This is a genomic window from Brevibacillus nitrificans (assembly GCF_003710965.1).
Lineage (GTDB): Bacteria > Bacillota > Bacilli > Brevibacillales > Brevibacillaceae > Brevibacillus > Brevibacillus centrosporus.
Genome location: NZ_RHHU01000007.1, coordinates 94,638 through 121,548, shown reverse-complemented (window position 1 = coordinate 121,548; position 26,911 = coordinate 94,638). Strand labels below are relative to the sequence as shown.

The following is a 26,911-nucleotide window of genomic DNA, read 5'->3' as shown; positions in this document are numbered from 1 at the left end:
ATACGATGAGTCCGATCATTTTTGATCATCACAAAAAAGTAAAGGATGCGAAGCTGTTCATCAACGGTGAATATGTGGACGCGATCTCGGGTGAGACGTTTGATACCATCGATCCTTCAACAAATGTCAAGCTGGCCTCTGTCGCCAATGCGAACGAGCAAGACGCAAACAAGGCGATTGACGTGGCGCAGAGCACCTTTGAAAGCGGCATATGGAGCAAAATGCCTGTGGATGAGAGAGCAAAGATTCTCTGCAAAATGTCCGATCTCGTCATGGATCGTGTAGACGAATTGGCCACACTGGAGACTCTCGATGTAGGCAAGCCGATCAAAGAGAGCCGCGGCTTTGATATTCCGCGAGCTGCCTGGAACCTGCGCTTTTTCGCGGAAATGGCAAAATACGTGGTTCATGAAAACTATGAGATGAACAAATTCATGTCCTACGCCAAATATGCTCCGGCAGGCGTGACCAGTCTGATTATTCCGTGGAATCTGCCGTTCATGCAAATGACCTGGAAAGCCTCGGCTGCTTTGGCAGCAGGCAATACCGTCGTAGTGAAGCCGGCCTCCTATACACCGCTATCTGCCGTAATGCTGGGGGAAATCGCCAATGAAGCAGGGCTGCCACCTGGAGTCTTGAACATCATTACGGGACCGGGGGGGACAGTCGGCACGGCGATGACGACGCATCCAGCTGTACGCCGGATTTCGTTTGTCGGAGAGACGACCACAGGCAAGACCGTTATGAAAAATGCAGCTTCCCAGCTGATTCCGGTTTCGTTGGAGTTGGGAGGAAAGTCCGCCAATATCGTTTTTGAGGATGCTGATCTGGATGAAGCGGTAGCAGGCTCCGTCGAAGCGATTTTCAAAAACCAGGGCGAAATCTGTCTGGCAGGCTCACGGTTGCTGGTGCAGGAGAGCATCTACGATCAGTTCCTCGGCAAATTCGTGAAGGCCGTAGAGAACATCCAAGTAGGGAACCCGCTGGATCCCGCTACGGATATGGGGGCGCTGGTGTCGAAAAGCCATCTCGAAACGGTAGACGGCTACGTGCAAATCGGCCTGTCTGAAGGGGCAAAGCTCGCGCACGGTGGCAAACGAGTGGCTGGACTTGGGGAAGGCAATTTCTATGAGCCAACCATTTTGTACGATGTGGACAACAAAATGAGAGTGGCGCAAGAGGAGATCTTCGGTCCTGTCATCGTCATCATTCCGTTTAAAACAGAAGAGGATGCCATTCGGATCGCAAACGATTCGATATATGGACTCGCCGGAGTGGTCTGGACAAATGACTTACGACGTGCCCACCGAGTCGCCGATCGGGTAGACTCTGGCCTGCTGTGGATCAACTGCTGGTATGTTCGAGATTTGCGTACCCCATTCGGCGGATCCAAAGCGAGTGGAATTGGACGTGAAGGCGGGCGTCATAGCTTTGAATTCTATACGGAAGCGAAAACCGTCACGATGAAGCTGTAGAAAAAGAGAGAAGTGGAGAGAGCAACGTGGAAGGAGCTAGCGAATGAGAGACTTAGTAGAAAAACTGGCAGACGAATTGCTGGAAGCCGAGAGAAGCAATCAGCCTATTTCTCCGATTACGGAACGCTTTCCGGATATCGACGTGACGGCTGCCTACCAAATACAGCTGAATGCCGTGCAGAAAAAGATAGCCAGAGGGCGCAGGGTGATTGGCAAAAAGGTGGGACTAACGAGTATTGCTATGCAGGAAATGCTAGGCGTAGACGAACCGGATTACGGGCATCTGCTGGATGATATGCAGGTCGCAGATGGGGAAACGGTCAAAATGAGTGGGCTCGTAAGTCCCAAAGTAGAAGCGGAAATAGGTTTTATTCTCGGCGAAGATTTGGTCGGGCCGAACGTTACCTATGTGGATGTGCTGATGGCTACCAAGTACGTGCTGCCGACGATCGAAATCATCGACAGCCGCATTGCGGATTGGAAGATTCGTTTAATCGACACCGTCGCTGACAACGGTTCGTCCGCGAAAGTCGTTGTCGGAAGCAAAATGAGTTCCATAGAAAACCTGGACTTGCGAAGCCTGGGGATGGTCCTCTACCAAAACGGAGAGCTTGCCGCGACCGGAGCGGGAGCCGCAGCACTGGGACATCCGGCTCAGGCAATTGCCTGGTTGGCCAATAAACTGCATGCGTTTGGCATTCAACTGAAAGCTGGCGAATTGATCCTTCCCGGTGCCCTTTCCAAAGCGTGGACGGTGAAACAAGGAGATACGATTACCGCCCATTTTGGTCCACTTGGTTCGGTTCGCGTGTCGTTTGAGTAGAGGGAGGGAGCACCAGTGAGCAAAGTAACAGCAGCGATAATTGGTTCCGGCAATATCGGTACCGACCTGATGTATAAGCTGGAGAGAAGCGAGGTCATCGATCTTACCGCGATGATCGGCATCGATCCGGAGTCGGAAGGATTGAAACGGGCACAGGAGAGAGGCTATCAAGTGTTCGCGAATGGTATTCAGGCCGTGATCGACCACCCTGAGCTGGCTGATATCGTCTTTGATGCCACATCCGCAAAAACACATGTGCGACATGCGAAGGTATTAAGCGAGCTGGGGAAGCTGGCCATTGATCTGACACCTGCTGCGAGAGGGCCATTCGTGAGTCCGGCAGTGAACCTAGGCTCCCATCTGCATGCGACAAATGTCAATATGATCACGTGCGGCGGGCAGGCGACCATCCCGATCGTGCATGCCGTAAATCGGGTAGCGGACGTTTCCTATGCGGAAATCGTAGCGACGATTTCAAGCAGGAGCGCAGGACCTGGAACACGCGCCAATATCGATGAGTTTACGATTACGACACGTCGGGGGATAGAAGAGGTAGGCGGGGCCGATGAAGGGAAGGCAATCATCATACTCAACCCTGCTGAACCCCCGATCCTCATGCGCGATACGATTTACTGCGAAGTCAAAAACGTGGATGAAGAGGCGATTCGTGCGTCCATTGCCGACATGGTCAAAACCGTGCAGCAATACGTGCCGGGATACCGTTTGAAGCAAGAGCCGCTGTTTGACGGGAAGCGGGTAACGGTTTTTCTCGAGGTCGAAGGCGCAGGGGATTACTTCCCCAACTACGCCGGTAATCTGGACATTATGACAGCAGCGGCGACTCGGGTGGCAGAGGATTTTGCCCGGCACCGGCTCAACCGGCAAAAAGCCGAAGCAGCGTCGGTGGAAGAATCCTAGAGAGGAGGGATCGTGCGAATGAACCGGAAAAGCGACAAGCCTATAAAAATCACAGAAGTATGCCTGCGGGATGGGAGCCACGTCGTCGCCCATCAATATACAGAGGAGCAGGTTCGCCCCGTCGCCCGCGCACTCGATGACGCCGGAATGCACTATATTGAGGTCAGTCATGGAGACGGATTGGGCGGTTCAACCCTGCAGTACGGAAGATCGCTGGTAGATGAACTGAAATTGATCGAAGCTGCGGTGGAGGAATGCAGACAGGCAACGGTTGCCGTTCTCCTCCTCCCTGGAATCGGGACCGTCCATCAGCTGAAGCAGGCACGGGAACTAGGGGCAGGATTGGTTCGTGTCGCTACGCATGTGACGGAAGCCGATGTTTCCGCGCAGCACATCCATGCGGCACGCGAAATGGGCATGGAAACACTTGGGTTTTTGATGATGGCGCATATGGCTCCAGTGGAGAAGCTGGTGGAGCAGGCTAAGCTGATGGAAAGCTACGGCGCGCAGGCGGTGTATGTAACCGATTCAGCAGGGGCACTGCTGCCTGATCAGGTGCGTGAGCGAATTCGTGCCCTTCGTCAGGCACTTGACATTGAGGTCGGCTTCCACGGGCACAACAATTTGTCAGTCGCTGTCGCCAATACGGTTGCGGCGATCGAAGAAGGGGCTACACGAATTGATGGGAGCGTCCGCTGCCTTGGGGCGGGAGCGGGAAATACCCAGACGGAAGTCCTGCTTGCCGTGCTAGAGCGCATGGGTCTCCAGGTAGGGATCGACCTATACAAAATGATGGATATAGCGGAAGACATCGTGGCTCCGCTGATTCCAAACCCGCAGGAAATCAATAAGGGCAGTCTGGTTCTCGGATATGCCGGTGTGTATTCCAGCTTCCTTTTGCATGCGGAACGGGCGGGAAAACGATTCGGCATCGATCCTCGAGATATTCTCATGGAGCTAGGCAAAAGAAAAGCGGTCGGCGGTCAGGAAGATTTGATCCTCGACGTAGCGGCTGAATTTGCCAAGGCGCAAAAACGGGAGGTGAAAGGATGACGTTGGCACAGGATGCAGGGATGGAAATCGTGGACTATCTTTTGTCCGCGGAAAAGGAACGTAGAGAAGTCGTGAAGGTGACCGAAAAGTACCCCGATTTGACATTTGCTGAAGCGTATGTCATCCAAGAAAAGCTTCTGGAGCGAAAAGAACAGGAAGGCGCCAGACGAATGGGCTTGAAGCTGGGGCTGACCAGCAAAGCGAAGCAGGAGATGATGGGCGTCCATGAAGCCATCTACGGATATTTGACTGATGACATGCTGGTACCGGAATGGCAGCCGCTCTCCACAGGACAGCTCATACATCCAAAGGCAGAGCCGGAAATGGCTTTCTTTATCGGAGAGGATTTGCAGGGGACGGGCATCACGGCAGAAGACGTGCTCGCGGTCACTCGATATGTGGCTGCTGCGATCGAAGTGATTGACAGCCGCTACCTCGATTTCAAATTCACGCTGGCGGATGTGATAGCCGACAATTGTTCCTCCGCCCGTTTTGTGGTGGGGAGCAAATGGGTTTCTCCTGTTGGTCTGGATCTGGCGAATCTGGGCGTGGTGATGTCCAAGAATGGGGAAGTGGCGACTGTAGGGGCAGGCGCTGCGGTCCTGGGGCATCCTGCGACATCCGTGGCATGGGCGGTAAACAAGCTGGGCGAACAAGGAAAGGGCCTGAGAAAAGGACAAATTGTCCTGAGCGGTGCATTGACGGAAGCGATTGCTTTTGAAGCGGGCGACCACATTTCGGTGGCTGTAGACGGGTTGGGCAGCGTTTCGCTGTCATGCCGCGAGTAATCCCCCTGTTCACGTTCCCATAGATAATTAATTCGAGATGGAGATGAAGGAGGTGAAGTTTATGAATTCATTCGCAGAAAAAATGTCGAAGCGTGTGCACCGTATATCGTACGGGGGGGATGAAAACCAGTTTGGCGATTTGAGACTGCCAGAGGGCAATGGCCCTTTTCCTGTTGCCATTGTCATTCACGGAGGCTTCTGGAGAGCAAAATTTGAGCTTGAACATATGAACAAGCTAGCGGAAGCTTTGACTGCTTTAGGTATTGCTACATGGAACATTGAATACCGCCGAGTGGGGCAGACAGGTGGAGGGTGGCCGGGTACATTTCAGGACAGCTCCCATGCAGTCGATTTCCTGCGAACGCTTGCCAACGCCTATCCGATTGATCTGGATCAGGTGATCACGATCGGTCATTCGGCAGGGGGACATCTCGCTTTGTGGCTTGCCGCGCGACACAAGCTTCCGCAAAACAGTATGTTGAAAAATTCCAATCATCCTTTGCGTCTAAAAGGAGCGATCAGTTTGGCGGGTGTCTCCGACCTTGAACTCATGCACGACATTCATAAATGGAAGGAATCGATAACGGGCGTCCATGACAATCCAACAGAGGATTTTATCGGAGGGATGCCAGTGGATCTGCAAAGCCGTTATGCGGAAGGCTCGCCAATAGCGCTTTTGCCGATCGGTGTTCCGCTCGTGCTGATTCATGGCTCACTGGATGTCAATGTACCTGTCGGGGTCAGCGAGCACTTCGTGAAAGCGGCGATGGCAGCCGGGGATTCTGTTGTATTTAAATCCATTTCGACGGCAGAACATTTTAAACTGATTGATCCTGAGTCGGACGAGTGGTCTATTATTAAGGAGGCAGTCATCAGGCTGCTGCATTAATCGTTTCGAATGATCAAAAGCCAATGAGAAGGAGATGCATGACATGAGCAACCAAACAAGTCAATTACAATCCATCACAGTAAACGGCCACGAAATTACCTATGATATCCACGGTGATGCTGCTGGGCCTGCAATCCTGTTAGTGAGCGGGTGGTGCCAGGATTACAGACTATTCAAAGATATCGTGGAGCCTTTGGCGAAGCAGCACAAGGTCATTCGAATGAACTGGCGCGGTCATACTCACCCGGATCTTCTGGTAGCTGACTTTGGTGTAAAAGAGCAGGCAGACGATGTGATTGCGGTTCTGGACGCACTGGGCATTGAACAAGTGGTTCCTGTCTCGACCTCGCATGGCGGATGGGCAAATATAGAAATTACCGATCGTCTTGGGACAGGAAGAGTACCGCGCACCATCGTGATCGACTGGATCATGAACGAGGCGGGAGAGGACTTCATCAAAGATCTGCAGGAAAGTCAAAAACCGGAAAGCTGGAAGGCAGGACGCCAGCATCTCTTTGATTTTTGGATCGGCGCGAGCGACAACCGCACGGTGATCGACCATATCGAGAAGGAGATGGCCAGCTTTGGCTTCGATATGTGGGCGCGCTCCTGCCGTGTGATTGAAAACGCTTACAAGATGTGGGGCTCGCCACTTAAGCGCATGGCTGCATTGAAGGAAAAGCGCCCGATCATCCACGTATACTCCCAAGCACCTGTAGCTGGCTACGAAGAGATCCAGGAAAATTTCATGAAGCAAAATCCGTGGTTCGGCTACCGCGTGATCAACGGCAAGACGCATTTCCCTACGTTGGAGTCTCCGGAACAAACTGCGAAAGTCATCAGCGATTTCGTTTCTGATAATTCGTAATCCCAGCTTGGTCCTGTAGCAATGCGCTTCTTAATTTCTGCTTTTCCACGATGAGGAGGAGGGCAAGTATGAGTATGAATCGGACTGTTGTTACCAACGGCTACATCATCACCTTGGATGACAGCCTGGGAGATATTCAGGGCGGTGCGGTCCTGATAGAAGACAATCGCATTGTGGCCGTAACGAGAAATGCGGAGGAATTTGCCGGCCTTGACGCGCAAGTCATCGATGCACAGGGCGGGATCATCCTGCCTGGGATGGTTGACAGCCATCGCCATACCTGGATGTCGCTGCTGCGCTCGATCTCTGCGGATGAGTCCTTGCCGGAGTTTCTGGTAAACACCTTCTATGGTCTGGGAGCTTTGGTCAGAGCCGAGGATATGGGTGCGGCCACTATGGTTGGCGCACTGGAAGCGATCGACTCTGGAGTCACTACGATCATGGACTGCTGCGATTGTGTCAACAGTCCGGATCATGCCACGGCTGCAGTAGAATCTCTGCGCGCATCCGGTATTCGCGGCGTTTATGCCTACGGTATGCAAGCCTATGATTTCCAGCCGCCCGCTTTTACTGCCCATGCTCAGCGCTTAAAAGATGCTGAAAGACTTCGCAAGGAAGCTTTTTCAAGCGAAGACTCACGCTTGCGAATGGGCATGCTGCTGAGTGATTTTGGTACGCTCCCCTTTTCCGAGACGGCATCTGAGATCTTGCTTTCCGGTGATTTGGGCCTGCTGGTCGCCTCCCATACTGGAGCGGCATCCACTTCGATTCTGCTGAAAGGGCTGCGTGAGCTGAATGACCATAGCCTGCTGCGCCCTGGCCATCTGCATATTCATTGCAACGGATTGACTCATCCGGAATGGGAGCTTCTGGCTGCAACAGGTGCGAAGGTTTCCATCTCGCCTGAGACCGAGATGCAGATGGGGATGGGGTACCCGCCATTCCGTGCAGCGCTCGAGCACGGAATCCTGCCATCGTTTAGCACGGACATCGTCTGCGTAGGCTCCGGCGACCTCTTCTCGCAAATGCGCCTTGGTCTGCAGTTCCAGCGCTGCATGGACAATCATTGCGTCCATCAGCGTGGTCACATGCCAAGCAAGATCGATTTGAGTGTGCGTGATGCACTCAAATGGGCGACCCAAGGGGGAGCGGAAGCACTGGGACTGGCTTCCGAGATCGGCTCGCTTACCCCTGGCAAGAAGGCGGATCTGATCATCGTTTCGCAAAGTCGGGCATTTGTACCATCCAGCTATCCAGCAGGCTCCGTCGTTCTGCAGACAACGGCCGCTGACGTGGATACGGTGATCCTCGATGGAGTCATCCGTAAGCGTCACGGGCAGCTGGTTGGCTACGATCTGGTCACCGTGCGCACCCGTGCCAATCAGGCATTGGAGCGCATCCAGCAGGCGGCAGCCAGACTCAAACGAAAAACTCCGGAAGAGGTAGCGCAATGGTTCGCTATGGGCGAGCGTATGGCGGGTGGAAACTTCGCTGGCGCTTATGCCCAAGGGATACCGGCAGGAAAATAGTCGCCATCATCTAGGAGCATTGGCACCGGAATTCATATTGAGGAGCTGGATGTTCACCCGATTCTCATCCGTTTTCGGGTGAACATCCACTCTGGCTTGCAACGACGATGTTCACGAGGTACATGGACGGTATTTTTGAACCGGTTCAGGGCAGAGTCGATTAACAGCTTGTTGCATGAAGGTATGATTAAAAGCATTTCTCAAAAGGAGAAAAGAGGGGGCAATTAGTATGGAGGCTCAAACAGCAAAAAGGATGACTCACGACGAGGCGGTGGCTAGGGCGAAAGCATTGGCGGCAAAGCTTCGTGGACGAATGAAGGAGGGAGAGCTGCTCTACCGACAGCCTGACGAAACGATACAGGATATTATGGATTCTGGACTGGCAACGATTTTGAAGCCTGCCCGCTTTGGCGGTCATGAATTAACGCTGGATGCGCTTGTGGATACTACGATCGAAGTAGCAAAAGCAAATCCTGCGGCGGGCTGGTGCTATACGTTTGTTGTCGCCCACCAATGGATGCTGGCAACTTGGCCACAGCAAGCGCAGCAGGAGGTATGGTCAGAAAATCCAAATGTGAACATTGCTACCGCATTGGCTTTTCCTCGAAATGAAAAGATCGTACGTGTCGAGGGCGGATATCAGCTAAGTGGAGAGTGGTCATTCTCATCCGGGATCGAGCATTCGGAATGGGTCATGGCGAGCAGTACGGAAAGGTCCTTTGCAGGAGAAGATCCACAGCGATACATGTTTTTGGTGCCCAGAAGTGATTATACGATCGTGAACGAATGGCAGGTGGCAGGACTAAAAGCCAGTGGCAGCAATGGATTTACGATATCGGATGCATTTGTTCCCGAGCATCGGGTGATTAATCTGTCGCAGTGGGCTGGCCCAGGAGTCACGCCAGGTATGTCCATCAATCGTGGAGCGTCGTATAACGTCCCTCTGTATTGTGCACTGCCTACTTGCCTGACTTCCGCCATCGTAGGAGCATCGCTCGGAGCTTACGAGTTTTTTATCAAAACGCTTCGGGAAAGATTGTCTAAAAATTCAAATAACGAATCGGGTGTACCCTCCCATTTCAAACAGAGAGTGACAGAATTGTCCGCACAGATAGATGCGGCAGAAACGCTGCTAAGAAAAGCACTGGATGTGATTCGCCCAGGCGGGGAATTTGACCTGGGGCAACGGGCAAGATTGCACCGCAATTATTCCTATCTCGCACGAAGCTGCAGTAGTGCTGTGGACGAATTGTTTCAGTTCAGTGGTTCAGCGGCTGTTTACGATTGGAACGTCATGCAGGTTTATTGGCGAGATGTGAAAGTCATGTCCATGCATGGATATTTGAACTTTGATGCGGCCAGTGACGTATTCGGTTCTTATGAGCTCGGTAGCAGCCAATAGCTGCGGACTGAACTGTTTATTGGAAAGGGGGATTTCGGTTGAAGCTGCTAGGCATATCCGGCACGATGATTGGAGCAAAAACCAGCATTCTCGTAAACCGAGTTTTGGACGAAGTTAAAAAAGCTAGGCCTGATATCGAAGTAGAACTTCTCGATCTTCGTAATTACCAGGTCTCCCTATGTGACGGGCGCAATCCGTCCGCCTATACAGACGATACAAAAAAGGTGATCGATATCGTCTCTTCGGCAGATTTTTATGTCATAGGAACGCCGATCTTTCAGGGATCAATGACCGGATCACTGAAAAACCTGCTGGACCATATTCAGCCGCAGGCTCTGCGAAATAAAGTGATGGGATTTGTGGCGAATGGCGGAACCTACCAGCATTACTTGGTGATTGAAAACCAGTTGAAGCCCATTGCAGGATACTTTCGGGCATATGTCGCGCCAGGCTATGTTTACGCACACACCGACCATTTTAATCAGCAGAATGAAATTGTGGATGAAGACGTGGGAAACAGAATCGCGAATTTAGCAAAAGAATTGATACAGCTGCAAGTAGGTTTAAAGACTGCCAATCACATGGCTGCAGCGAATCATGGAAACGATTGAGTCGTAGTTGGAGCGGTGTTTCATCGAGGAACAACTTGGAAATGGGGGATGAGGCTAGTGGGCAAAAAGAAAATTATCATCTCTGGCGCAGGTCTATCCGGTTTAACATTGGGAACGGCTCTCGCTCAACGCGGTTTCGATGTGCAAATTCTGGAACGATCCCCGGAGCTTCGGGAAATCGGGGCCGGTCTTTATACGTGGGAAAATGGATTGAAGGTGCTGGAAGAAATCGGAGTGTACGAGGAAGCCTGCGCGAATGTGGAATTCATTACGAAGCTGGACATGATCGATGAAAAGCAGGAGCTGATTCATTCCACACCTTTTACCCAAAGCAATCGCTTTTGCATTATCCCGCGAAAGGATGTCCACAGTGCGCTGGCTCGTGCGGCGATCAAAGCGGGCGTGCAAATGGAAACGAATGCATGCGCTGTTTCTGCTGATTGTTCAGGGACAGTTACTTTGGATCACGGAAAGACCTATTCCGCTGATTTGGTAGTGGGAGCGGACGGGATCTATTCAAACATCAGAAACTCGCTGAATATTCCCCACACGTTTGAAAAAGTAAATAACGGAGCGGTCAGAGCTCTCATCTCTCGTAAAGAAGAAGACAAAAAAGGCATAGCAGAGGAGCATTGGTCTGCTTACCGCCGCATCGGTATTTCTCCTTCTACTGAGCAGTTCATGTATGTGTACCTGACAGCTTCTTCTGCAGATGAGGAGGGGCTATCAGATCCATGGAACAAAAAAGCCTGGCTCTCCTCGTTTCCACATCTGGAATCCATTCTGGAGCGAATCGAACATACTCGCTTGGATCGTTACTTCTATTACGTATTTCTGCAATCGTGGTCGAAGGGAAGAGTCGCGCTGCTGGGGGATGCGGCACATGGGATGGAGCCCAATTTAGGACAAGGAGCGGGGGTAAGTATTACGAGCGCGCTAGAATTAGCCAAGCAACTCGAAAAGAACGACATCGACACCGCTCTAAAGGATTGGGAGAAGCTGATGAGACCGACTGCAGAAAAGACGCAGCTCTGGTCGAGAATATACGGCTCGGCTGCTGCGCAATGGCCAAAGGAGTTGCTCGGAATCCGTTCGGAGGTCATTCGCAAAACACTGGGATCCGAGAATGTTGATCGGATGATCAGTACCGCAGCGAGGCATGTGACGGGTGCAGGAGATGTCTTTTCGTTAACGGAAGTGCCGGACTTATAAGGATTACTGGCTACCCATGATGGGAGGATGATTACGTAAAGATGAAAAAGAGCGCACTCCGCAAATTCTCTGTTTCCCTGATACTGGCACTTACACTGACTGTCCTTCCTACTCCAACAGCGATACTCGCCAAGGATGCCTCGCAAAAGGAAGCCGCGATACTCGCCAAGGATGCTTCGCAAAAGGAAGCCGCGATACTCGCCAAGGATGCTTCGCAAAAGGAAGCCGCACCAACCAGCGATTTTAAAGTAACGCTTCTCGGAACGGGCACTCCGCTGCTTAGCATGAAGCGATTCGGTCCGGCTACGTTAGTGGAGGCTGGCGGTGAAAAATTGCTTTTTGACGCAGGCAGAGGAGTCGCTTTACGCATGAGCCAGATCAACGTAATGCCTGGTGAGATCACGAAGCTGTTCCTGACTCATTTGCATTCCGATCATACCGTCGGATTACCGGATGTGTGGCTGACAGGAACCTTAACCACAACCGGTCATCGGAGTACGGAATTTGAAGTCTGGGGGCCAGCAGGTACCCGAACCATGATGGAGGACTTGGAAAAGGCCTATAAACGGGATATTGATACGCGAATTGAACATGGCTATATCGTGCCCGAGGGTGCAAAACCGATGGGTCATGACATCAAACCGGGAATCGTGTATGAGAAAAATGGCGTTCAAGTGGAAGCTTTCCTGGTTAGCCATGATATTGATCCGTCTTTTGGCTACAGAATCAATTACAAGGGACACTCTGTCGTACTCTCCGGCGATACCACCTATAACGAGAATGTGGTTCAGCACGGCAAAGGGGCTGATCTTCTGATCCACGAGGTCGCTGTAGCAAAACCGGAAGATCTAGTAAACATACCTGCGTTTCAAAAAATTTTATCTGTTCATACGACACCCGAACAAGCAGGAAAAGTGTTCAGTCAAACAAAACCTAAGCTCGCTGTTTATTCCCATGTCGTACTGCTAGGTGACATGAGCGAAGCAAGTGCCCATCTCCTGTACCGGACACAGTCGACCTATGACGGAAAAGTAATCGTCGGCGAGGATCTTATGACATTTGAAATCGGTGAAGAAGTGAACATTACGGAGCGGTAGTACTTATCCTCATTATTGAATGAAAGTGGGCGATCCGCGATGAGTAAGAATGGGATCCAACCGAATCCTGGTTCAAAAACAAACGGTGGAAAGTCACAGCTCGCCGGTATCCTGATCGTTCTTTCTGCCGCAGCTCTGTTCTCCACCCTTGGGGTTTTAACCAACCTGGCATTTGAGTCCGGCATTAGCCCTGTTGCTTTTGCAGCTTGGCGTGAAACCTTTGGTGCCATTACCATGATGATTCTGCTTCTTTTTGGAGTGGGACGTCCTGCTCGTGCACAGCGTATCCCCTTTTCCCAAATCCCGAAATCGGAGCTGCGAAACCTGTGCATCGGGGCACTTGCTTTTATGACCTACAGCCTTGCTATTTTTTACGCGTTCGTCCACTTGACTGTGGCATTGGCGTATCTACTGTTTTACATCAATCCCGCACTCGTCACGCTGATCAGTACCGTCACAGGACGTGAAGTGTTGACGAAGCCGAAATTAATAGCGCTTTTACTCGCGTTGGGAGGCAGTACAATGGCCATTGTGGGGCAAATGTTTGGCACAGAAGTACGCTTCGATTGGATCGGAATTGCCCTAGCTCTCCTCGCTGCTGTCGGTATGTCGGTATACATCCTCGTAGGGCGCAGTGGCTATTCCAGTGTTCCAGCTTCGTACGCGACGACTATTTTTCTCGTTGCCGGTGCGATTGCATTTGCGATCATTGGTTTTTCGTTCGGTGACAAGGATTCGCTGCTGCTTCCATTCCAGGATGGTTCGCATTGGCCGCTTCTGATGTTCGCCGGTGTGATTGCAGCAGCCGTACCTACGATGATGCTCTTGACAGGGATCCGGATGATCGGTGCTACACGATCCTCCATGCTGCAAATATTTGAACCGGTTGTAGGCTCTGTTCTAGCTGCAATCTTTTTGGCCCAGCAGCTGTATTTCGTGCAAATCGTCGGAGGTGCCCTGATCCTGATCGCAGCTTACATCCTGCAGCGTTCCCCAGAGCCCGAAGTGGAAGCTGCGATCGCAGAGCCAGCCGGTGTGTCTGTTTCTGATCTAGGAAGCAGCGTCAAACAGTAGGGTAACGGAAAAAGGTCTGTCCACGACAAATGGAGTGCTGGACAAAGAAGCGTTCCTTGTGAAAAACTCGCTTTTTCAGGCGAGTTTTTTTGTTTCGCTCTGCTATACTGTTCTTAGCATTCATTTGATTCGGAAAGTGGGTAACAAGCCATGATCTTTGTTCAAGTCATTTTGCCGGTCTTGTTGATCTTTCTCTCCGGCTATATCCTCCAACGTATTTTCAAGCTGGACCTGAAACCGATATCGACGCTGGCTATTTACGTGCTGACGACCGCCCTCGTATTTCGTACCTTTTACAAGACGGCCCTGGATCTTCAGCTCTTTTACATCGTGATCATTTCGCTGCTGCTTCTGGCTGCCTTGATTCTGGTGACGCTCCTGACCTCCAAGCTGTTTAAATACGACAAGCAGCTGGAGAGTGCCGTGATGCTGTCCACCGCCTTCATGAACAGCGGGAACTACGGCACGCCGATCATCCTCTTTGCGTTTGGGGAAGCAGGCTTTACGTATGCCGTGCAGATCATGGTCTTTCACTCGATTATTATGGGAGTGTTCGGCGTGTATTTTGCCTCCCGGGGAAGAGGGGGAGTGGGGACGGCGATCAAAGCCATTTTCAAGCAGCCCTCCAATTATGCAGTGGTAGTGGCGATCCTGCTGCAACAGATGAATATCGTCATCCCCGAGAGCTACTACCAAGCGATTGATCTGGTTGCACAGGCAGCTATTCCTGTCATCATGCTGATTCTCGGCATGCAGCTGGCGAATGTGTCTTCCTCCAACTTCGCGTGGCAGCAGCTGAGTGTCGTGAGTGTGATCCGGCTGGTCGCATCTCCCTTGCTGGCGTATCTGATCTGTCTGTTCTTTCCGATCGATCCGCTGCTGCGAAATGTGTTGGTCATTCTGGCAGCGATGCCTTCAGCGGCGACCACTGCGATCTACGCGATTCAATTCAATATGAGACCGCAGTTTGTATCCAGCAGTGTGCTGGTGACGACTGTCATCAGTGTAGGGACGCTCACGTTTTTGCTGAATGTCCTGCATTAGGAGCGAGCAGGAAGCAGTTGACAATGGTTAATTTAGGAACTAAACTACATGCATGAATGATAAAAAACAAGTACCGCAGACCGGAAGCTATGCCATTGGACGATTCATTCAGCAGCTAAGAAAGCTGGAGAGGCATCCGCGTACCTTTGGAGACGGTGGAGCCTTAACCCCTGGCGAAATCCATACGATTGATGCGATCGGCACCGAAGGAAGTCTGCTCATGAGCGAGCTGGCACAACACATGGGCGTCACAAAGGGGGCTGTCACACAGGTAATCACACGCCTGCAGGCAAAAGAGCTGGTAGAGCGCGTCCACGATCCAGCAGACTTTCGCGTCGTTCTCGTTTCGCTCACCGAGAAGGGAAGAAGCGCTTATTTGGCCCACCAGCAATTGCACGAGAGCTTTTACAAAGAGTTGTATGCCCAATTCGACCAAAAGGAAATCGAAATCTTCGAAGCCTGTCTCGACAAACTGGTTGCTCATTTGCAACCTTAATTTTTTGGATATTTAGTTTAGTTTCTAAACTTTATTCTGTAAGTGTATTTCGAGGGGGAGGGATGGAAATGCGGTTGTATCGGCGCAGCCGTTTTGCTGGCAGGGTACCGTTTATCTGCGCGCAAAAGCGTTGGCAAACAAAAGGATGCTTCCACCGGTAGGAAATCGTAAACTTCCCCCCTTTTTTCTAAGCAGAAGCGAGCACGTCCTCCCTGTGTTTATCTCAAAATTCCGATGGCAATAATGGGGACAAGAAACGATGGTTACGACAGCAGGAGGTAGCTCGCGCATGACTAGCAGGTCATCACTAGATCATCGAAATCTGAATCATTCCCCTATCATGCACAAGTACGAAGCGGTTCCGATCGACCCAAGAGTAGAACACAATCTCGCGCAGATCATGAACGATTTGGGCAGAAGCGATGATGTAGTCGTACGGGAAATTCGCTATGAGAAAACGGGAGCGGTGGTCACGGCGATCGTTTACATCGACGGGCTATCAGACGCTGCTGCGATCAATTGCTATATTTATGATGTTTTAAACCACTCCATCAAGACAGCTTTCACGGAAGAACGAGAGGAAGAGATCTGTACGACGGTCCTCGCAAAGGAGCTGCTTTTCGGCATGGGTGCGATTCGCACAGTTTCCGAAATGGCATCCTTGTACAAATATTTGCTCGCGGGTGAAGCGGTCATTCTGATGGAAGGAGATGCCCTGGCCTATCACGCAGACGTTCGTGAATGGAACGGTCGTGCCGTTACGGAATCGACGACGCAGACGGTCGTGCGCGGTCCAAGAGAGAGCTTTACGGAGACGCTGCGTACGAATACGTCACTGGTCAGACGGAAAATAAAGGACCCGCGGCTCTGGCTGGAAACGATATCAATGGGGCGACTGACGCAAACAGACGTCACCATCATGTACATCAATGGGATCGCCAAGCCTTCGGTGATCGAAGAAGTACGCTCACGGATACGGGCTATCGATATTGACAGTGTTCTGGATAGCAGCTTTATCGAGGAATTGATCGAGGACGGAAAGTTTTCCCTGTTTCCGACTGTGTACAACTCCGAGCTGCCAGATAGCGTGGCGGCTCAGCTTTTGGAGGGAAAAGTAGCTGTTCTGGTAGACGGTACGCCAAACGTCTTGCTGGTGCCGACGCAGTTTATCAGCTTTTTTCAATCTCCGGAGGATTACTACCAGCGCCCGGTGTATGCAAGCATGCTCCGTCTTTTACGCTTTGGCAGCTTTTTTATCTCCCTTTTATTCCCTTCGCTGTACATCGCCATCACAACCTTTCACCGCGAGATGCTCCCGACCTCCCTGTTGATCAGCGTCGCAGCCCAACGAGAGGGAGTTCCTTTTCCAGCATTTGTGGAGGCACTGGTGATGGAAATCACCTTCGAGATATTGCGCGAAGCCGGTTTGCGTATGCCCCGTGCGATCGGTCAGGCGGTATCAGTCGTGGGGACGCTCGTGATTGGACAAGCGGCTGTAGAAGCGGGGATCGTCTCAGCGGCGATGGTCATCGTCGTCTCAGTGACTGCGATTTCCACTTTTACTCTGCCAGCTTACAGCATGTCGATTCCGGTGCGCATCCTCCGTTTTGTCTTCATGGCAGTCTCTGCGAGCTTCGGCTTGTTCGGCATCTTTATGGGGCTGTTTGTGCTGCTGCTCCATTTATGCTCCCTGCAATCCTTTGGCGAGCCTTATATGTCTCCTTTGTCTCCGTACCGTTCGACCTTCATGGAGGACTCACTCGTCCGCTTACCGAAATGGATGAGCTTTAAGCGTCCGGACACAGCTGTGGGGAGTGGAGAAAGAAGGTATCGGAGGCGATGATCAGGAGAGAGTGTGGTGGAAGTCGCAGCCTGTACAAAATAGCCTTGATTGTTCTCTGCTTGCTGGTATTGACCGGCTGCTGGAGTCGCCGCGAGCTGAATGACCTGATGATCGTGCTCGGGATCGGGATCGACTGGGAGGATGGCCAATACCTGGTTTCCTTTCAGGTCGTCAACCCCAGTCAAATCTCGATGCAGAAAAGAAACGAGGATCGTTCTCCCAGCTCGGTGTTTCAAGGGAGAGGCCGTACGATTTTTGAAGCTGCAAGGTCTCTGACTGCAGAGGCACCACGTAAGGTGTATATGGGGCATCTGCAGATGTACGTGATCAGTGAAGAGTTAGCCAGAAAAGGTATCAGCGACTTGATTGATAACTCGATCCGCGATAATGAAAACCGGATGGACTTCAATGTCGTCATCGCGAGGGGAGTCAAGGCACAGGACATTCTCAGGATGTACACTCCACTGGAGGAACTGCCGACGGACAGCATGCAGCAATCCCTTCGAACCTCCGAGAAAACCTGGGCACCGACCGTAGCGATTACGTTGGACGAAGTCATGAATAGATTGTCGGGACAAGGTCAAGAGCTTGCTTTAACCGGCATCAATCTGATCGGCAGCCCTGAAATGGGGGAGTCGAAGAAAAATATCGAGAAATTTTTTCCGCCGAGCCGATTGCGCTATGAAGGAATAGCTGTGTTCAAGAAGGATAAACTGATTGGCTGGCTGAACCAATCGGAGAGCAAAGGCTATACAGACATCACGGATAAACTACAAAGCACCTCCGTGGAGATACCGTGTGGCAGCGAAAAGTATGTAGGTATTGAAATCACTTCTTCCAAAACCGAACTGGAAACGAAGCTTAGCAAAGGAAAGCCGGAAATCACGATTCATATGAGGACCCATGCAAACGTTGTTGACCGCGTATGCAAGAATATGGATTTGTCCAAACCGGAGACGATTACTCGACTTCAAGAAGAAACCGGGCGGATCGTCCAAAAAAATTCGGAAGAAGCGGTCATAAGGACGCAGGAGCTAAAGTCAGACATATTGGGCTTCGGGAGCAAGCTAGAAAAGCAGCATCCGGAATATTGGGAGAAGATCAAGGATCGTTGGAACGAGGAAATCTACCCCCAGCTCGTCGTTCATTATGATTGCAAGGTGACGATCAGACAGACAGGAACGATAGGCAATTCCACCATGCGGCAGTGAAAAGGCGAGAAAGGGCGGTCCGCGAATGGCAGCATTTGTTGCAGTACTGGTTCTGTCATTTGGTGTTTTTTGGATGGAGGCTCCCAAGCTGGTCCAGAGAAAGCAAAAACGGGAGCTGACCGTTTTTATTTTGCTGCTGTTTGTATCTACAACGTGTTGTGCCCTACTGGCGCTGGATGTGAAACTACCAAATCCACTTGCCTGGTTGAAAGTCGTCTTCAGAGATTTTGTTTAGAAGAGGAACGGTGCAACGGATCAGGAGGCGCAGGTGAACCGATACGTCAACGCCCATATATCGGAGAGGCAGTTCACGATTTTAATCATTCTCGGGGTGATCGGAGACTCGATCCTCGTGCTCCCCACTGTCATTGCGTCCTCCGTAAAGCAGGACGCTTGGCTGTCGATGCTGATTGCCTTATTTTTCGGGCTTGCCGTGGGTGGGGTATTCTCCGGAATCGCACACAAGCAGCAGCGTAAAAGCCTGATTGAAGTGGCTCAAAGCAATCTGGGGATAGGGCTGGGGAGTGTCTTTTCTCTGCTTTTTCTGCTTGAAATGTTTATATGCAGCCTCGCGCTAGTAAGCGAGATGAGTCAATTCATGACTACGCAGATGATGCCGGAGACCCCTGCTGAAGCCATTATCATCCTGTACACAACGGTGATCATCATCGCCTATCGGTATGGAGTAAAGGCGTTTGCAAGAATGGGTGAGCTTTTGTTTCCGATGTTTCTCGGATTGTTTGTATTTCTCGTCGTGTTCCTGATCCCGCAAGTGGAAATATCGAATCTACAGCCACTTGCGGCTAAGGGCATGGGTCCCATGATAAGGGGAGTGCTTCCTGCCTTTACCTTCGGATTTGCGGAGATGTATATTCTCCTGATGCTCGTCCCCCATGTTGTAGGCAATGATTCGCTCACGAAGCCGATTCTGTGGGGATTTTTCCTGGGTGGAGCGATTTTGTTTGTCATTGTTCTGTTCTGCGTACTGGTGCTGGGGACGAATTTGATGCTTACGAAATACTATCCCACATTTGTATTGGCACAAAAAATAGAAGTCGGCAACTTTTTGGAGCGGGTCGAGGTTATCATTACTTTTCTGTGGATCATTACCGTATTTTATAAATCGCTCATTCTCTTTTTTGGGCTGGCGACAGGAATCTCGCAAATGCTCCGCTTAAAGGAGGATCGCATGCTGACGATTCCGCTCGGTATGCTTCTTCTGGTCGGTGCGGTTGCAGGAACACCCAATGTGACTGTTTACAATGAAATCATAAAGAACTACTACCCGTGGTTTGATCTCAGCTTTTGTGTGCTGCTGCCTGCTTTGCTTCTCCTCATGCTGAATGTGGCGGGGAAGCTGCGGAAGAGCGAGACCGAGTAGAGCCTGGAAGAGAGAGCTTCATCGATGGAAACCAGGCTTTGCGCGTGTGCGGAATCTCAATATTCTGCACCTTATCATCGTTTTGTGATTCGATCTCTCATCTAGCTATGAGGCGTGTTCTATGTAACTTCCCTACTCGTTTGCGTATCATTTGGATATAGAAAAAAGGAGAGGGTCATCGTGATGGAAAAGATAAATATCAGTCAGCATTTTTCTCAGTTTCAAGGTTCTAGCGGTCCCGAGGTAATAGGGGAAATCAACGGATCCTCCATCAAACTGGAAAAGCTCCAGGGCGAATTTGACTGGCAGCAGCATGATGATAAGGATGAGCTCCTGTATGTAATCAAAGGTCGACTGCTCATGATGTACCATGAGCGCAACATCTGGGTGGAAGCAGGAGAGCTGATCGTCATTCCAAAAGGAGTGGCTTACAAGATCTTCGTTCCAAATGGAGAATGTCATACGCTGTTCATTGAGCCCAATCAACATTTACAAGCAAAGCTTAAGAGATGCTCTTAACAAGGATAAATAGATCGTAAAAGCTGTCATGATCCGGCCAAGGGAGCGGGATTGTGGCGGCTTTTCTTGTTTTCTGAGCAGATAGGAAACAAATCATCTATACCATATAAAAACGTCTGATAATCTGTATTTTCAGAATTATGATACTGTTTTCGTAAAGTATTTCTACTACATACGAGGGGGCGACGATATGGGTACGACCGTATCTTTCAAAAAAATAGTAGCCTTGACGGCAATGGTGCCGCTGGTAGCTTCGTTGTTCGTGGGATGTAGCAGCTCGTCCACGAGCAACACAGCTGCGCCGAGCGGTACACAGGCAACGACAGGAGAACAGCCTGCTAGTGCGAGTCTGGAGCCGAAAAAGGGCGGGACCATCACCATTGGATTAAAAGACGAGCCGGATCAATTAGATATCCAAAAAACAGGGATGGCGGTCGCGAACCAAATCGCAGGAAACCTCGGTGGGGGACTGGTTACGCAGGATCCCGAAACGCTGGAATTCAAGCCTTATTTAGCGGAGAGCTGGACCGTGTCGGAGGACGGGAAGACATGGACCTTTGTCATACGCTCCGGTGTGAAGTTTCAGGACGGCACACCGCTGACGGCCAAATCGTTTGCTGAAACGTATCAGCGAGCCCTTGACCCACAGACGGCTGCCAAAGTTGCAGGCAGCAACCTGTCTGAGGTAGCTTCGGTGGAAGCGCCGGATGATAAGACGCTAGTCCTTACGCTCAAACAACCGTTTGCTCCATTGCTGCAATACTTGAGTGATCCGGGTTGGCTGCAGCCGCTGTCTCTGGAGGCGATCAAAAAAGCGGGGGACAAATACGGCCGTCAACCGGTGGGCGTCGGACCGTGGAAATTTGAGAGCTGGGAGAATGGTCAATCCATTACGTTCGTCCGCAATGAAGATTTCACCTGGGCGGATCCGATCGCCAAGAACCAAGGCCCGGTTTACCCTGACAAGCTCGTGTACAAATTTATCAACGAAAACCAAACCATGCTAGCGGCGCTCGAGAGCGGCTCGATCGATATTGCTTCCAAAATCGATGCCAAGGACGTGAAGAAATACAAGGATAACCCGCAGTATGAGGTAAAGGAAATGCTCCGCAATGGTCTGGGGCTGTTCATTATGATGAACACGAGAAAGCCGGTATTCCAGCAGCTTGAAGTCAGACAGGCTCTGAATATGGCGATTAATAAAGAAGCTATCATGAAGGCAGTCATACAAGGCGAAGGTGTTGTGGCCTACGGTCCGCTTCCTCCCTCCTTGTTTGGTTACGATGAAGGAGTAAAAGACTACGGCTATGCCTATAAAGCCGATGAAGCAAAGGCGCTGTTGGAAAAGGCCGGCTATCAGAAGAATGCGCAAGGAATCTACGAAAAGGACGGCAAGCCGCTGACGATGGAGATCCTGGCGCAAACAGGTACATGGGCTCAGGCTGCGCAAGTCATTCAAGCGATGCTCAAGGATGTCGGTGTCGATGTGAAAATCGTGACGCTGGAGTGGGGCGCTTTGGTTGACACGGCGACAAAAGGGAATTTTGATATGACGCTGATGGGGTACACGCTAAATGACCCGGACGTCCTTTACCTGTTCCTGCACTCCAGCCAAATCGCCAATGGTCTGAACTTCAGTGCCGTCAAGGACGACAAGCTGGACAGCCTGTTGATCAAAGGCAGAACGACAGTAGACAGCGCTGCCCGCAAGGAAGTCTACAAGGAAATCCAAAAATACGTCGTGGAGCAAGCATGGTGGGTACCGCTTTATACGGAGAAGCAGTTCAACGTGGTGCGTAAGCCGGTGGAAGGAGTACGGATGCATCCGTTGCGAGGCTTGATGTACCAAGACAGCTGGGTGAATCAATAATGAGACAGTTTCTAATACAGCGCTTGGGCTCCGGGTTGATTGTGCTTTTGGGCATCTCGATCTTTTCCTTTGCCTTGATTCATTTGATCCCGGGTGATCCGATTCGCATCATGCTGGGGGAAAATGCGACGGCGGAGCAGGTTCATGCCCTCCGAGAGCAGCTAGGCTTGAATCAGCCGCTGTTGACGCAGTATTTTCAATACCTCTCTCATGTAGTCCAAGGGGATTTGGGGACGTCCTTCAAGACGGGACGCCCCGTCCTGACGGAAATCATGGAGCGCTTTCCCGCCACCGTCAAGCTGGCAGCGAGCGGGATGCTGATCGCGATATTCATCGGCATTACGATGGGCATTCTCGCGGCCAGATTTAAAGATACCCTGCTCGACTTTTCTGCGATGAGCCTGGCTACGCTCGGAGTTTCTATCCCCAGCTTCTGGTTGGGAATTTTACTGATCATGTTTTTTACCGTGAAGCTGGGGTGGTTTCCCATTGCGGGCGGAACCGGCTTCATGGACCTTGTTTTACCAGCAGTTACGCTCGGTGTATTGGCTTCGACGGTGATCAGTAGATTGACGAGAGCCGGAATGGTAGAAGTGCTCACGTTTGATTACATTCGTACGGCGAGAGCAAAAGGGCTGGGGGAGAGTGCGGTACTGTTCGTTCACGCTTTTCGCAATGCCATGATTCCAGTTGTGACGATCGTGGGCTTGCAGATTGCATCGCTCCTGGGAGGTACCGTCATCATTGAGCGGGTATTTGACTGGCCTGGACTTGGGTCGCTGGCGATCAGTGCCATTGCGTCCCGTGATTTTCCCCTCGTCCAAGGAATCATTTTATTCATCGGGGTGATTTTTGTCCTGATCAACGTGTTGGTCGACGTTTTATACAGCGTAATTGATCCGCGGATCGAGGTCGGAAAGCTCAAGGAGGGAACATGACCATGAATCAAGCCAATCCAGTTCTGCCAGCCCCTCCGCCGGTCCCTTCGCAAAAAGGAACCAGCAGGATGACGTGGATTCGGGAGGACAGCTTTCTGGAAAAGCTGTGGCGCAATCCGAAGGCCCGATACAGCTTGGGAATCCTGCTGGTGGTGATCGCTGTAGGAATAGCCGGGCCGTGGCTCGCTCCGCACGACCCGACCCAACCGTTCTATGAGGACTTGCTTACAGGACCGTCGGCTGAGCATATGCTGGGGACGGATTCCATTGGCAGAGATGTTTTATCCAGACTTTTGCACGGAGCGAGGGTCACGCTGATGGTGGCCGTCATGGCCGTATCCATCACTTTCATTACAGGGACCTTCATTGGCGTGACGAGTGGCTTCGTCGGCGGCATCGTCGACCAGGTCTTGATGCGGATCATGGATATTTTGCTCGCCATCCCGAATATCATCATGGCTATGGCGATTGTGGCCATCCTCGGTCCGAGCTTGACGAATGCGATGATTGCGGTAGGGATCGCGGGGATTCCCAAATACGCCAGGCTGACGCGAGGTGCCACCTTGTCAGTCAAATCCTCGGGATATGTGGAGGCGAGCCGAGCGGTGGGAACCTCTCATTCCCGTATCTTGCTCTTTCAGATCATGCCGAATATCATGAGTCCTTTGCTGGTGTACACCACGCTGCAGATTGGCATCGCGATCCTGGATACAGCCGCTTTAAGCTTTATCGGTCTGGGGGCACAGCCGCCAACACCTGAATGGGGAACGATGCTCAGCGAAGGCAAGGAATATATTCACGATGCCTGGTGGCTGGCGACCTTTCCAGGTATTTCGATCACGATCGTTGTGTTTACGGTGAATATTTTAGGGGATGCCTTGCGCGATATTTTTGACCCGAAATCAGCTTAGTACGCTTTGGCGAGGAGCGTTTTCCGTTCCAAAGCCTTGACGGCGTGGATGAAAAATTCGACCAGATCGCGATTGCCGTCTCGTAAAAAAATGATATCGATCTTGCGCGTGAGCTGAGCACTTGGCTGTGGCGAAATTTCGTAGAGCAGGTTGTTGGACAGCTCCTCCGCTATACAGAGCTCCGGTAAAAAGCTGATGCCGACTCCGCGCATGACCATTTTTTTCGCTGCTTCAAAATTGTCTACTTCCATCATGATATGGGGATTGATCTGGTTTCGATGATAGTGACGCTGGACCAAGAGCCACTCAATCGTGCCATGAGCGAGAAGAATGTGCGGTTCTTTGCCCACCTTGTCCCAGGTCAGCTTCGAGGGAGGTATCTCTCGAAACGGATGATGCGGCGGCACGACCAGATGGAGTGTATCAGTGTGCAGGTGAAACGATTCGATCAAGGGATGCGACACCGTCCGCACCAGTCCAAAGTCGGCCTCCTTCTTCAATACCTTGTCCATGATATAGTCGGAGGACCCAACGAGAATCCGGATGTTGACGCCTGGGTATTTCCTGCGATAGATCGGGAGAATTTCCGGGAGAATATGCGTAGACATGAGCAGGGTACAGCCGATGGTCAAGCTTTTTTCCGCCAAAGGCTTCTCGCGCAGCGTAGAGGAAATCTCTTGATAGGCATGCAAAATTTTTTGCGCGTACGGTAGAAATTGCTTGCCGCGCTCTGTCAAGGCGATCTGCTTGCCGTCGCGGTGAAAGAGAGGGCCTTCCAATTCTCTCTCCAGGGACTGAATTCTGGCGGTGATAGACGGCTGAGTCAGGTAGAGCGCTTCTGCTGCCTTGTTGAAGCTACCGAGCTGAAACGCATACAAGAACGCCTCAATATTATCAAGATTCATCGCACCCACAACCTTTCAGAATATTACTACTCCTTGATATGAGCAGAAGTATAACACAAAAAAGCAAGCGAACTTGCGGATTGGAGGTGCCAAATGAAACGCCAACCGCCCGTACTGGAGGTAAAGGGCTTGACCACCCAATTTTCCGCCCGCAAAAAAGCAGTTACAGTCGTGGATCAGGTGGACTTTTCAGTGCAAAAAGGTGAGACGCTGGGCATTGTCGGGGAGTCTGGCTGTGGGAAAAGCGTCACCTCCTTGTCGATCATGCGGCTTTTGGGCAAAAACGGGAAAGTGGTCGCAGGCAGTGTCCTGTTTGAAGGAAAAGATATTTTGGAGTTGGAAGAGAAAGAGATGCGGACGATTCGCGGCAATCGGCTGGCGATGATTTTTCAGGAACCGATGACTTCCCTCAATCCGGTGCTGACCATCGGCAGACAAATCGGAGAAGTGCTGAAGTTGCATACCTCTCTCGGACAAGAGGAGCGAAAACGTCGTGTCATCGAGCTGATTGCCCAAGTGGGAATTCCACGCGCTCAAGAGATTTACGGCGAGTACCCGCATCGTTTATCTGGCGGAATGAGGCAGCGTGTCATGATCGCCATGGCGATGGCTTGCCGTCCGCAGCTGCTTATCGCCGATGAGCCTACGACTGCCCTCGACGTGACGATTCAGGCCCAGATGCTGGGGCTGATCCGTGAGATGCGCAAGGAAACGGGGATGTCTGTGATGCTGATCACCCATGACCTTGGCGTCATCGCGGAAATGTGCGATCGCGTGCTGGTCATGTACGCAGGTCAAGTCATCGAGTCGGCGGATGTCCGTACGCTGCTGCGCCATCCCAAGCATCCTTACACCAAAGGACTGATCCGTTCTGTGCCCCATCACTCTCGGGGAGAAAAGCGGCTGTATGCCATTTCGGGGAATGTCCCTTCACCGGGTGAATGGCCTACAGGCTGTCGTTTTGCTGCAAGATGCACGGAGGCGATGCCGATCTGCCACCAAGAGAGTCCTGCCCTTACGACCTTGCAGGATGGCTCCTTTTGCAGATGCTGGCTGCATGATGACCTTGTGCCGGCAGAGGGGAGGAGCATCCCGTGACGAAACCGATTCTGGAAGTAAAAGGATTGAAAAAGCTTTTCGCCGCAAAAAGCGGCTGGTTTCAACCTACGGAGTATGTGCAGGCAGTAAATGGAATCAATCTGACTGTTCATGAGGGAGAGACGTTGAGTATTGTGGGGGAATCAGGCTGCGGAAAATCGACGACGGGCCGCTGCCTGCTGAGATTGCTGGAGCCTACGTCAGGTGAAATCTGGTATCGGGGAAAAGATTTGACGAAGCTGGCGGGAAAAGAAATGCGGGCGATGCGAAGCCAGCTGCAGATGGTGTTCCAAGACCCTTTTGCTACGTTAAATCCCAAGCTGACCATTCGCCGTATCCTGGAGGAGCCGCTGATCGCGCAAAACGTCCCGAAGGCGCGGCGGGCAGCATTAATTGAAGAGACGATACATATCGTAGGCTTGAACCCCTCCCATCTGGATCGCTATCCCCATCAATTTTCAGGGGGACAGCGGCAGCGGATCGGAATCGCTAGAGCGTTGATGCTGCGTCCCCAGCTGATTGTGGCGGACGAACCTGTGTCCGCTCTGGACGTGTCCATTCAGTCACAAATATTGAATCTTCTGCAGGACCTTCAGGAACAGTTCGGCATGACGTATATTTTCATTTCCCACGATTTGGGCGTCGTTGAGCACATATCGGACAGGGTGGCTGTGATGTATTTGGGAGAGATTGTCGAGCTTGCGGGCAAGGCAGAGCTGTTCCAAAATCCACTCCATCCGTATACGAAAGCGCTGATTTCCGCCATCCCGATCTCGGACCCGGATGAACAGAAAGAACGCATCATTTTACAGGGAGATCTGCCTTCTCCGGCGAGTCCGCCAAAGGGATGCCGCTTTCATCCCCGCTGTCAATCGTGCATGGATATTTGCAGGACAGAAGAACCCAAAGAAACATACGTACTCGGACAAATGGTTAAATGCCATCTGTACTCATAA

26 protein-coding genes are annotated in these 26,911 nt (G+C 51.5%); 25 read left to right on the top strand and 1 reads right to left on the bottom strand.

What is annotated here, in order from left to right:
* Window positions 1-5 precede the first annotated feature (5 nt).
* The 23 genes from EDM59_RS13090 (at window position 6) to EDM59_RS12980 (ending at window position 23,952) form a co-directional block, all read left to right on the top strand.
* Complete coding sequence (locus EDM59_RS13090; protein ID WP_122923996.1) at window positions 6-1,475, top strand: aldehyde dehydrogenase; 1,470 nt, start codon at window positions 6-8, stop codon at window positions 1,473-1,475.
* Between the two features lie 43 nt (window positions 1,476-1,518).
* On the top strand, window positions 1,519-2,298 hold the full coding sequence (locus EDM59_RS13085) for a 2-keto-4-pentenoate hydratase (protein WP_122923995.1): 780 nt from the start codon (window positions 1,519-1,521) through the stop codon (window positions 2,296-2,298).
* A gap of 15 nt (window positions 2,299-2,313) precedes the next feature.
* Complete coding sequence (locus tag EDM59_RS13080) at window positions 2,314-3,216, top strand: acetaldehyde dehydrogenase (acetylating) (protein ID WP_122923994.1); 903 nt, start codon at window positions 2,314-2,316, stop codon at window positions 3,214-3,216.
* Window positions 3,217-3,234: 18 nt separating this feature from the next.
* On the top strand, window positions 3,235-4,269 hold the full coding sequence (dmpG, locus tag EDM59_RS13075; protein ID WP_122923993.1) for a 4-hydroxy-2-oxovalerate aldolase: 1,035 nt from the start codon (window positions 3,235-3,237) through the stop codon (window positions 4,267-4,269).
* Window positions 4,266-5,057 (top strand): 2-keto-4-pentenoate hydratase, encoded by a 792-nt coding sequence (locus tag EDM59_RS13070; protein ID WP_122923992.1) that lies wholly within the window; start codon window positions 4,266-4,268, stop codon window positions 5,055-5,057. The genes dmpG and EDM59_RS13070 overlap by 4 nt, the downstream gene beginning before the upstream one ends.
* Window positions 5,058-5,118: 61 nt before the next feature.
* On the top strand, window positions 5,119-5,946 hold the full coding sequence (locus tag EDM59_RS13065; RefSeq protein ID WP_246011026.1) for an alpha/beta hydrolase family protein: 828 nt from the start codon (window positions 5,119-5,121) through the stop codon (window positions 5,944-5,946).
* Between the two features lie 43 nt (window positions 5,947-5,989).
* Complete coding sequence (locus EDM59_RS13060; protein WP_122923991.1) at window positions 5,990-6,814, top strand: alpha/beta fold hydrolase; 825 nt, start codon at window positions 5,990-5,992, stop codon at window positions 6,812-6,814.
* A gap of 68 nt (window positions 6,815-6,882) precedes the next feature.
* A complete protein-coding gene (locus tag EDM59_RS13055) occupies window positions 6,883-8,343 on the top strand; it encodes an amidohydrolase family protein (RefSeq protein WP_122923990.1) in 1,461 nt (486 codons plus the stop codon).
* A gap of 229 nt (window positions 8,344-8,572) precedes the next feature.
* On the top strand, window positions 8,573-9,745 hold the full coding sequence (locus EDM59_RS13050; protein WP_122923989.1) for an acyl-CoA dehydrogenase family protein: 1,173 nt from the start codon (window positions 8,573-8,575) through the stop codon (window positions 9,743-9,745).
* A 38-nt stretch (window positions 9,746-9,783) separates the two neighbouring features.
* Window positions 9,784-10,356, top strand: coding sequence for an NADPH-dependent FMN reductase (locus tag EDM59_RS13045; protein ID WP_122923988.1), 573 nt, complete (start codon window positions 9,784-9,786; stop codon window positions 10,354-10,356).
* A gap of 57 nt (window positions 10,357-10,413) precedes the next feature.
* On the top strand, window positions 10,414-11,568 hold the full coding sequence (locus tag EDM59_RS13040) for an FAD-dependent oxidoreductase (RefSeq protein ID WP_183192905.1): 1,155 nt from the start codon (window positions 10,414-10,416) through the stop codon (window positions 11,566-11,568).
* Between the two features lie 41 nt (window positions 11,569-11,609).
* Window positions 11,610-12,665, top strand: a complete 1,056-nt coding sequence (locus tag EDM59_RS13035) for an MBL fold metallo-hydrolase (protein ID WP_221176053.1) — start codon at window positions 11,610-11,612, stop codon at window positions 12,663-12,665.
* Between the two features lie 39 nt (window positions 12,666-12,704).
* On the top strand, window positions 12,705-13,739 hold the full coding sequence (locus EDM59_RS13030) for an EamA family transporter (protein WP_122923986.1): 1,035 nt from the start codon (window positions 12,705-12,707) through the stop codon (window positions 13,737-13,739).
* Between the two features lie 150 nt (window positions 13,740-13,889).
* The gene (locus tag EDM59_RS13025) at window positions 13,890-14,783 is read left to right on the top strand and encodes an AEC family transporter (protein ID WP_122923985.1); all 894 of its coding nucleotides are present in this window, start codon (window positions 13,890-13,892) and stop codon (window positions 14,781-14,783) included.
* 52 nt (window positions 14,784-14,835) lie between these two features.
* Window positions 14,836-15,279, top strand: coding sequence for a MarR family winged helix-turn-helix transcriptional regulator (locus tag EDM59_RS13020; RefSeq protein ID WP_122923984.1), 444 nt, complete (start codon window positions 14,836-14,838; stop codon window positions 15,277-15,279).
* 289 nt (window positions 15,280-15,568) lie between these two features.
* Entirely contained in the window at window positions 15,569-17,122 is a 1,554-nt protein-coding gene (locus EDM59_RS13015; RefSeq protein ID WP_122923983.1) for a spore germination protein, read from the top strand.
* A complete protein-coding gene (locus EDM59_RS13010; RefSeq protein WP_122923982.1) occupies window positions 17,119-18,333 on the top strand; it encodes a Ger(x)C family spore germination protein in 1,215 nt (404 codons plus the stop codon). Before EDM59_RS13015 ends, EDM59_RS13010 begins: the two co-directional genes overlap by 4 nt.
* A gap of 25 nt (window positions 18,334-18,358) precedes the next feature.
* On the top strand, window positions 18,359-18,568 hold the full coding sequence (locus EDM59_RS13005) for a hypothetical protein (RefSeq protein WP_122923981.1): 210 nt from the start codon (window positions 18,359-18,361) through the stop codon (window positions 18,566-18,568).
* 33 nt (window positions 18,569-18,601) lie between these two features.
* Window positions 18,602-19,714 carry a GerAB/ArcD/ProY family transporter gene (locus EDM59_RS13000; protein ID WP_122923980.1) on the top strand — a complete coding sequence of 371 codons (1,113 nt, stop codon included), beginning with the start codon at window positions 18,602-18,604 and terminating at the stop codon, window positions 19,712-19,714.
* Between the two features lie 183 nt (window positions 19,715-19,897).
* On the top strand, window positions 19,898-20,233 hold the full coding sequence (locus tag EDM59_RS12995; protein ID WP_122923979.1) for a cupin domain-containing protein: 336 nt from the start codon (window positions 19,898-19,900) through the stop codon (window positions 20,231-20,233).
* Between the two features lie 190 nt (window positions 20,234-20,423).
* Window positions 20,424-22,103: an ABC transporter substrate-binding protein gene (locus EDM59_RS12990; protein WP_122923978.1), complete on the top strand. Its 1,680-nt coding sequence runs from the start codon at window positions 20,424-20,426 to the stop codon at window positions 22,101-22,103.
* The gene (gene nikB / locus EDM59_RS12985; protein ID WP_122923977.1) at window positions 22,103-23,041 is read left to right on the top strand and encodes a nickel ABC transporter permease; all 939 of its coding nucleotides are present in this window, start codon (window positions 22,103-22,105) and stop codon (window positions 23,039-23,041) included. Before EDM59_RS12990 ends, nikB begins: the two co-directional genes overlap by 1 nt.
* Window positions 23,038-23,952: an ABC transporter permease gene (locus tag EDM59_RS12980; RefSeq protein WP_327933445.1), complete on the top strand. Its 915-nt coding sequence runs from the start codon at window positions 23,038-23,040 to the stop codon at window positions 23,950-23,952. The genes nikB and EDM59_RS12980 overlap by 4 nt, the downstream gene beginning before the upstream one ends.
* Here the strand turns inward: EDM59_RS12980 and EDM59_RS12975 are convergent.
* Window positions 23,949-24,857: a LysR family transcriptional regulator gene (locus EDM59_RS12975; protein WP_122923976.1), complete on the bottom strand. Its 909-nt coding sequence runs from the start codon at window positions 24,855-24,857 to the stop codon at window positions 23,949-23,951. The two genes, EDM59_RS12980 and EDM59_RS12975, sit on opposite strands and share 4 nt — an antisense overlap.
* 93 nt (window positions 24,858-24,950) lie before the next feature.
* On the opposite strand from EDM59_RS12975, the gene EDM59_RS12970 reads away from it, so the two are divergent.
* The gene (locus EDM59_RS12970) at window positions 24,951-25,955 is read left to right on the top strand and encodes an ABC transporter ATP-binding protein (protein WP_122923975.1); all 1,005 of its coding nucleotides are present in this window, start codon (window positions 24,951-24,953) and stop codon (window positions 25,953-25,955) included.
* On the top strand, window positions 25,952-26,911 hold the full coding sequence (locus tag EDM59_RS12965; protein WP_122923974.1) for an ABC transporter ATP-binding protein: 960 nt from the start codon (window positions 25,952-25,954) through the stop codon (window positions 26,909-26,911). Before EDM59_RS12970 ends, EDM59_RS12965 begins: the two co-directional genes overlap by 4 nt.

Coding starts and splice junctions, on each gene's coding strand:
- EDM59_RS13090 (WP_122923996.1), top strand. CDS start 6: ATGAGTCCGATCATTTTTGATCATCACAAAAAAGTAAAGGATGCGAAG.
- EDM59_RS13085 (WP_122923995.1), top strand. CDS start 1,519: ATGAGAGACTTAGTAGAAAAACTGGCAGACGAATTGCTGGAAGCCGAG.
- dmpG (WP_122923993.1), top strand. CDS start 3,235: ATGAACCGGAAAAGCGACAAGCCTATAAAAATCACAGAAGTATGCCTG.
- EDM59_RS13070 (WP_122923992.1), top strand. CDS start 4,266: ATGACGTTGGCACAGGATGCAGGGATGGAAATCGTGGACTATCTTTTG.
- EDM59_RS13065 (WP_246011026.1), top strand. CDS start 5,119: ATGAATTCATTCGCAGAAAAAATGTCGAAGCGTGTGCACCGTATATCG.
- EDM59_RS13060 (WP_122923991.1), top strand. CDS start 5,990: ATGAGCAACCAAACAAGTCAATTACAATCCATCACAGTAAACGGCCAC.
- EDM59_RS13055 (WP_122923990.1), top strand. CDS start 6,883: ATGAGTATGAATCGGACTGTTGTTACCAACGGCTACATCATCACCTTG.
- EDM59_RS13050 (WP_122923989.1), top strand. CDS start 8,573: ATGGAGGCTCAAACAGCAAAAAGGATGACTCACGACGAGGCGGTGGCT.
- EDM59_RS13035 (WP_221176053.1), top strand. CDS start 11,610: ATGAAAAAGAGCGCACTCCGCAAATTCTCTGTTTCCCTGATACTGGCA.
- EDM59_RS13030 (WP_122923986.1), top strand. CDS start 12,705: ATGAGTAAGAATGGGATCCAACCGAATCCTGGTTCAAAAACAAACGGT.
- EDM59_RS13025 (WP_122923985.1), top strand. CDS start 13,890: ATGATCTTTGTTCAAGTCATTTTGCCGGTCTTGTTGATCTTTCTCTCC.
- EDM59_RS13020 (WP_122923984.1), top strand. CDS start 14,836: ATGAATGATAAAAAACAAGTACCGCAGACCGGAAGCTATGCCATTGGA.
- EDM59_RS13015 (WP_122923983.1), top strand. CDS start 15,569: ATGACTAGCAGGTCATCACTAGATCATCGAAATCTGAATCATTCCCCT.
- EDM59_RS13010 (WP_122923982.1), top strand. CDS start 17,119: ATGATCAGGAGAGAGTGTGGTGGAAGTCGCAGCCTGTACAAAATAGCC.
- EDM59_RS13005 (WP_122923981.1), top strand. CDS start 18,359: ATGGCAGCATTTGTTGCAGTACTGGTTCTGTCATTTGGTGTTTTTTGG.
- EDM59_RS12995 (WP_122923979.1), top strand. CDS start 19,898: ATGGAAAAGATAAATATCAGTCAGCATTTTTCTCAGTTTCAAGGTTCT.
- EDM59_RS12990 (WP_122923978.1), top strand. CDS start 20,424: ATGGGTACGACCGTATCTTTCAAAAAAATAGTAGCCTTGACGGCAATG.
- nikB (WP_122923977.1), top strand. CDS start 22,103: ATGAGACAGTTTCTAATACAGCGCTTGGGCTCCGGGTTGATTGTGCTT.
- EDM59_RS12980 (WP_327933445.1), top strand. CDS start 23,038: ATGACCATGAATCAAGCCAATCCAGTTCTGCCAGCCCCTCCGCCGGTC.
- EDM59_RS12975 (WP_122923976.1), bottom strand. CDS start 24,857: ATGAATCTTGATAATATTGAGGCGTTCTTGTATGCGTTTCAGCTCGGT.
- EDM59_RS12970 (WP_122923975.1), top strand. CDS start 24,951: ATGAAACGCCAACCGCCCGTACTGGAGGTAAAGGGCTTGACCACCCAA.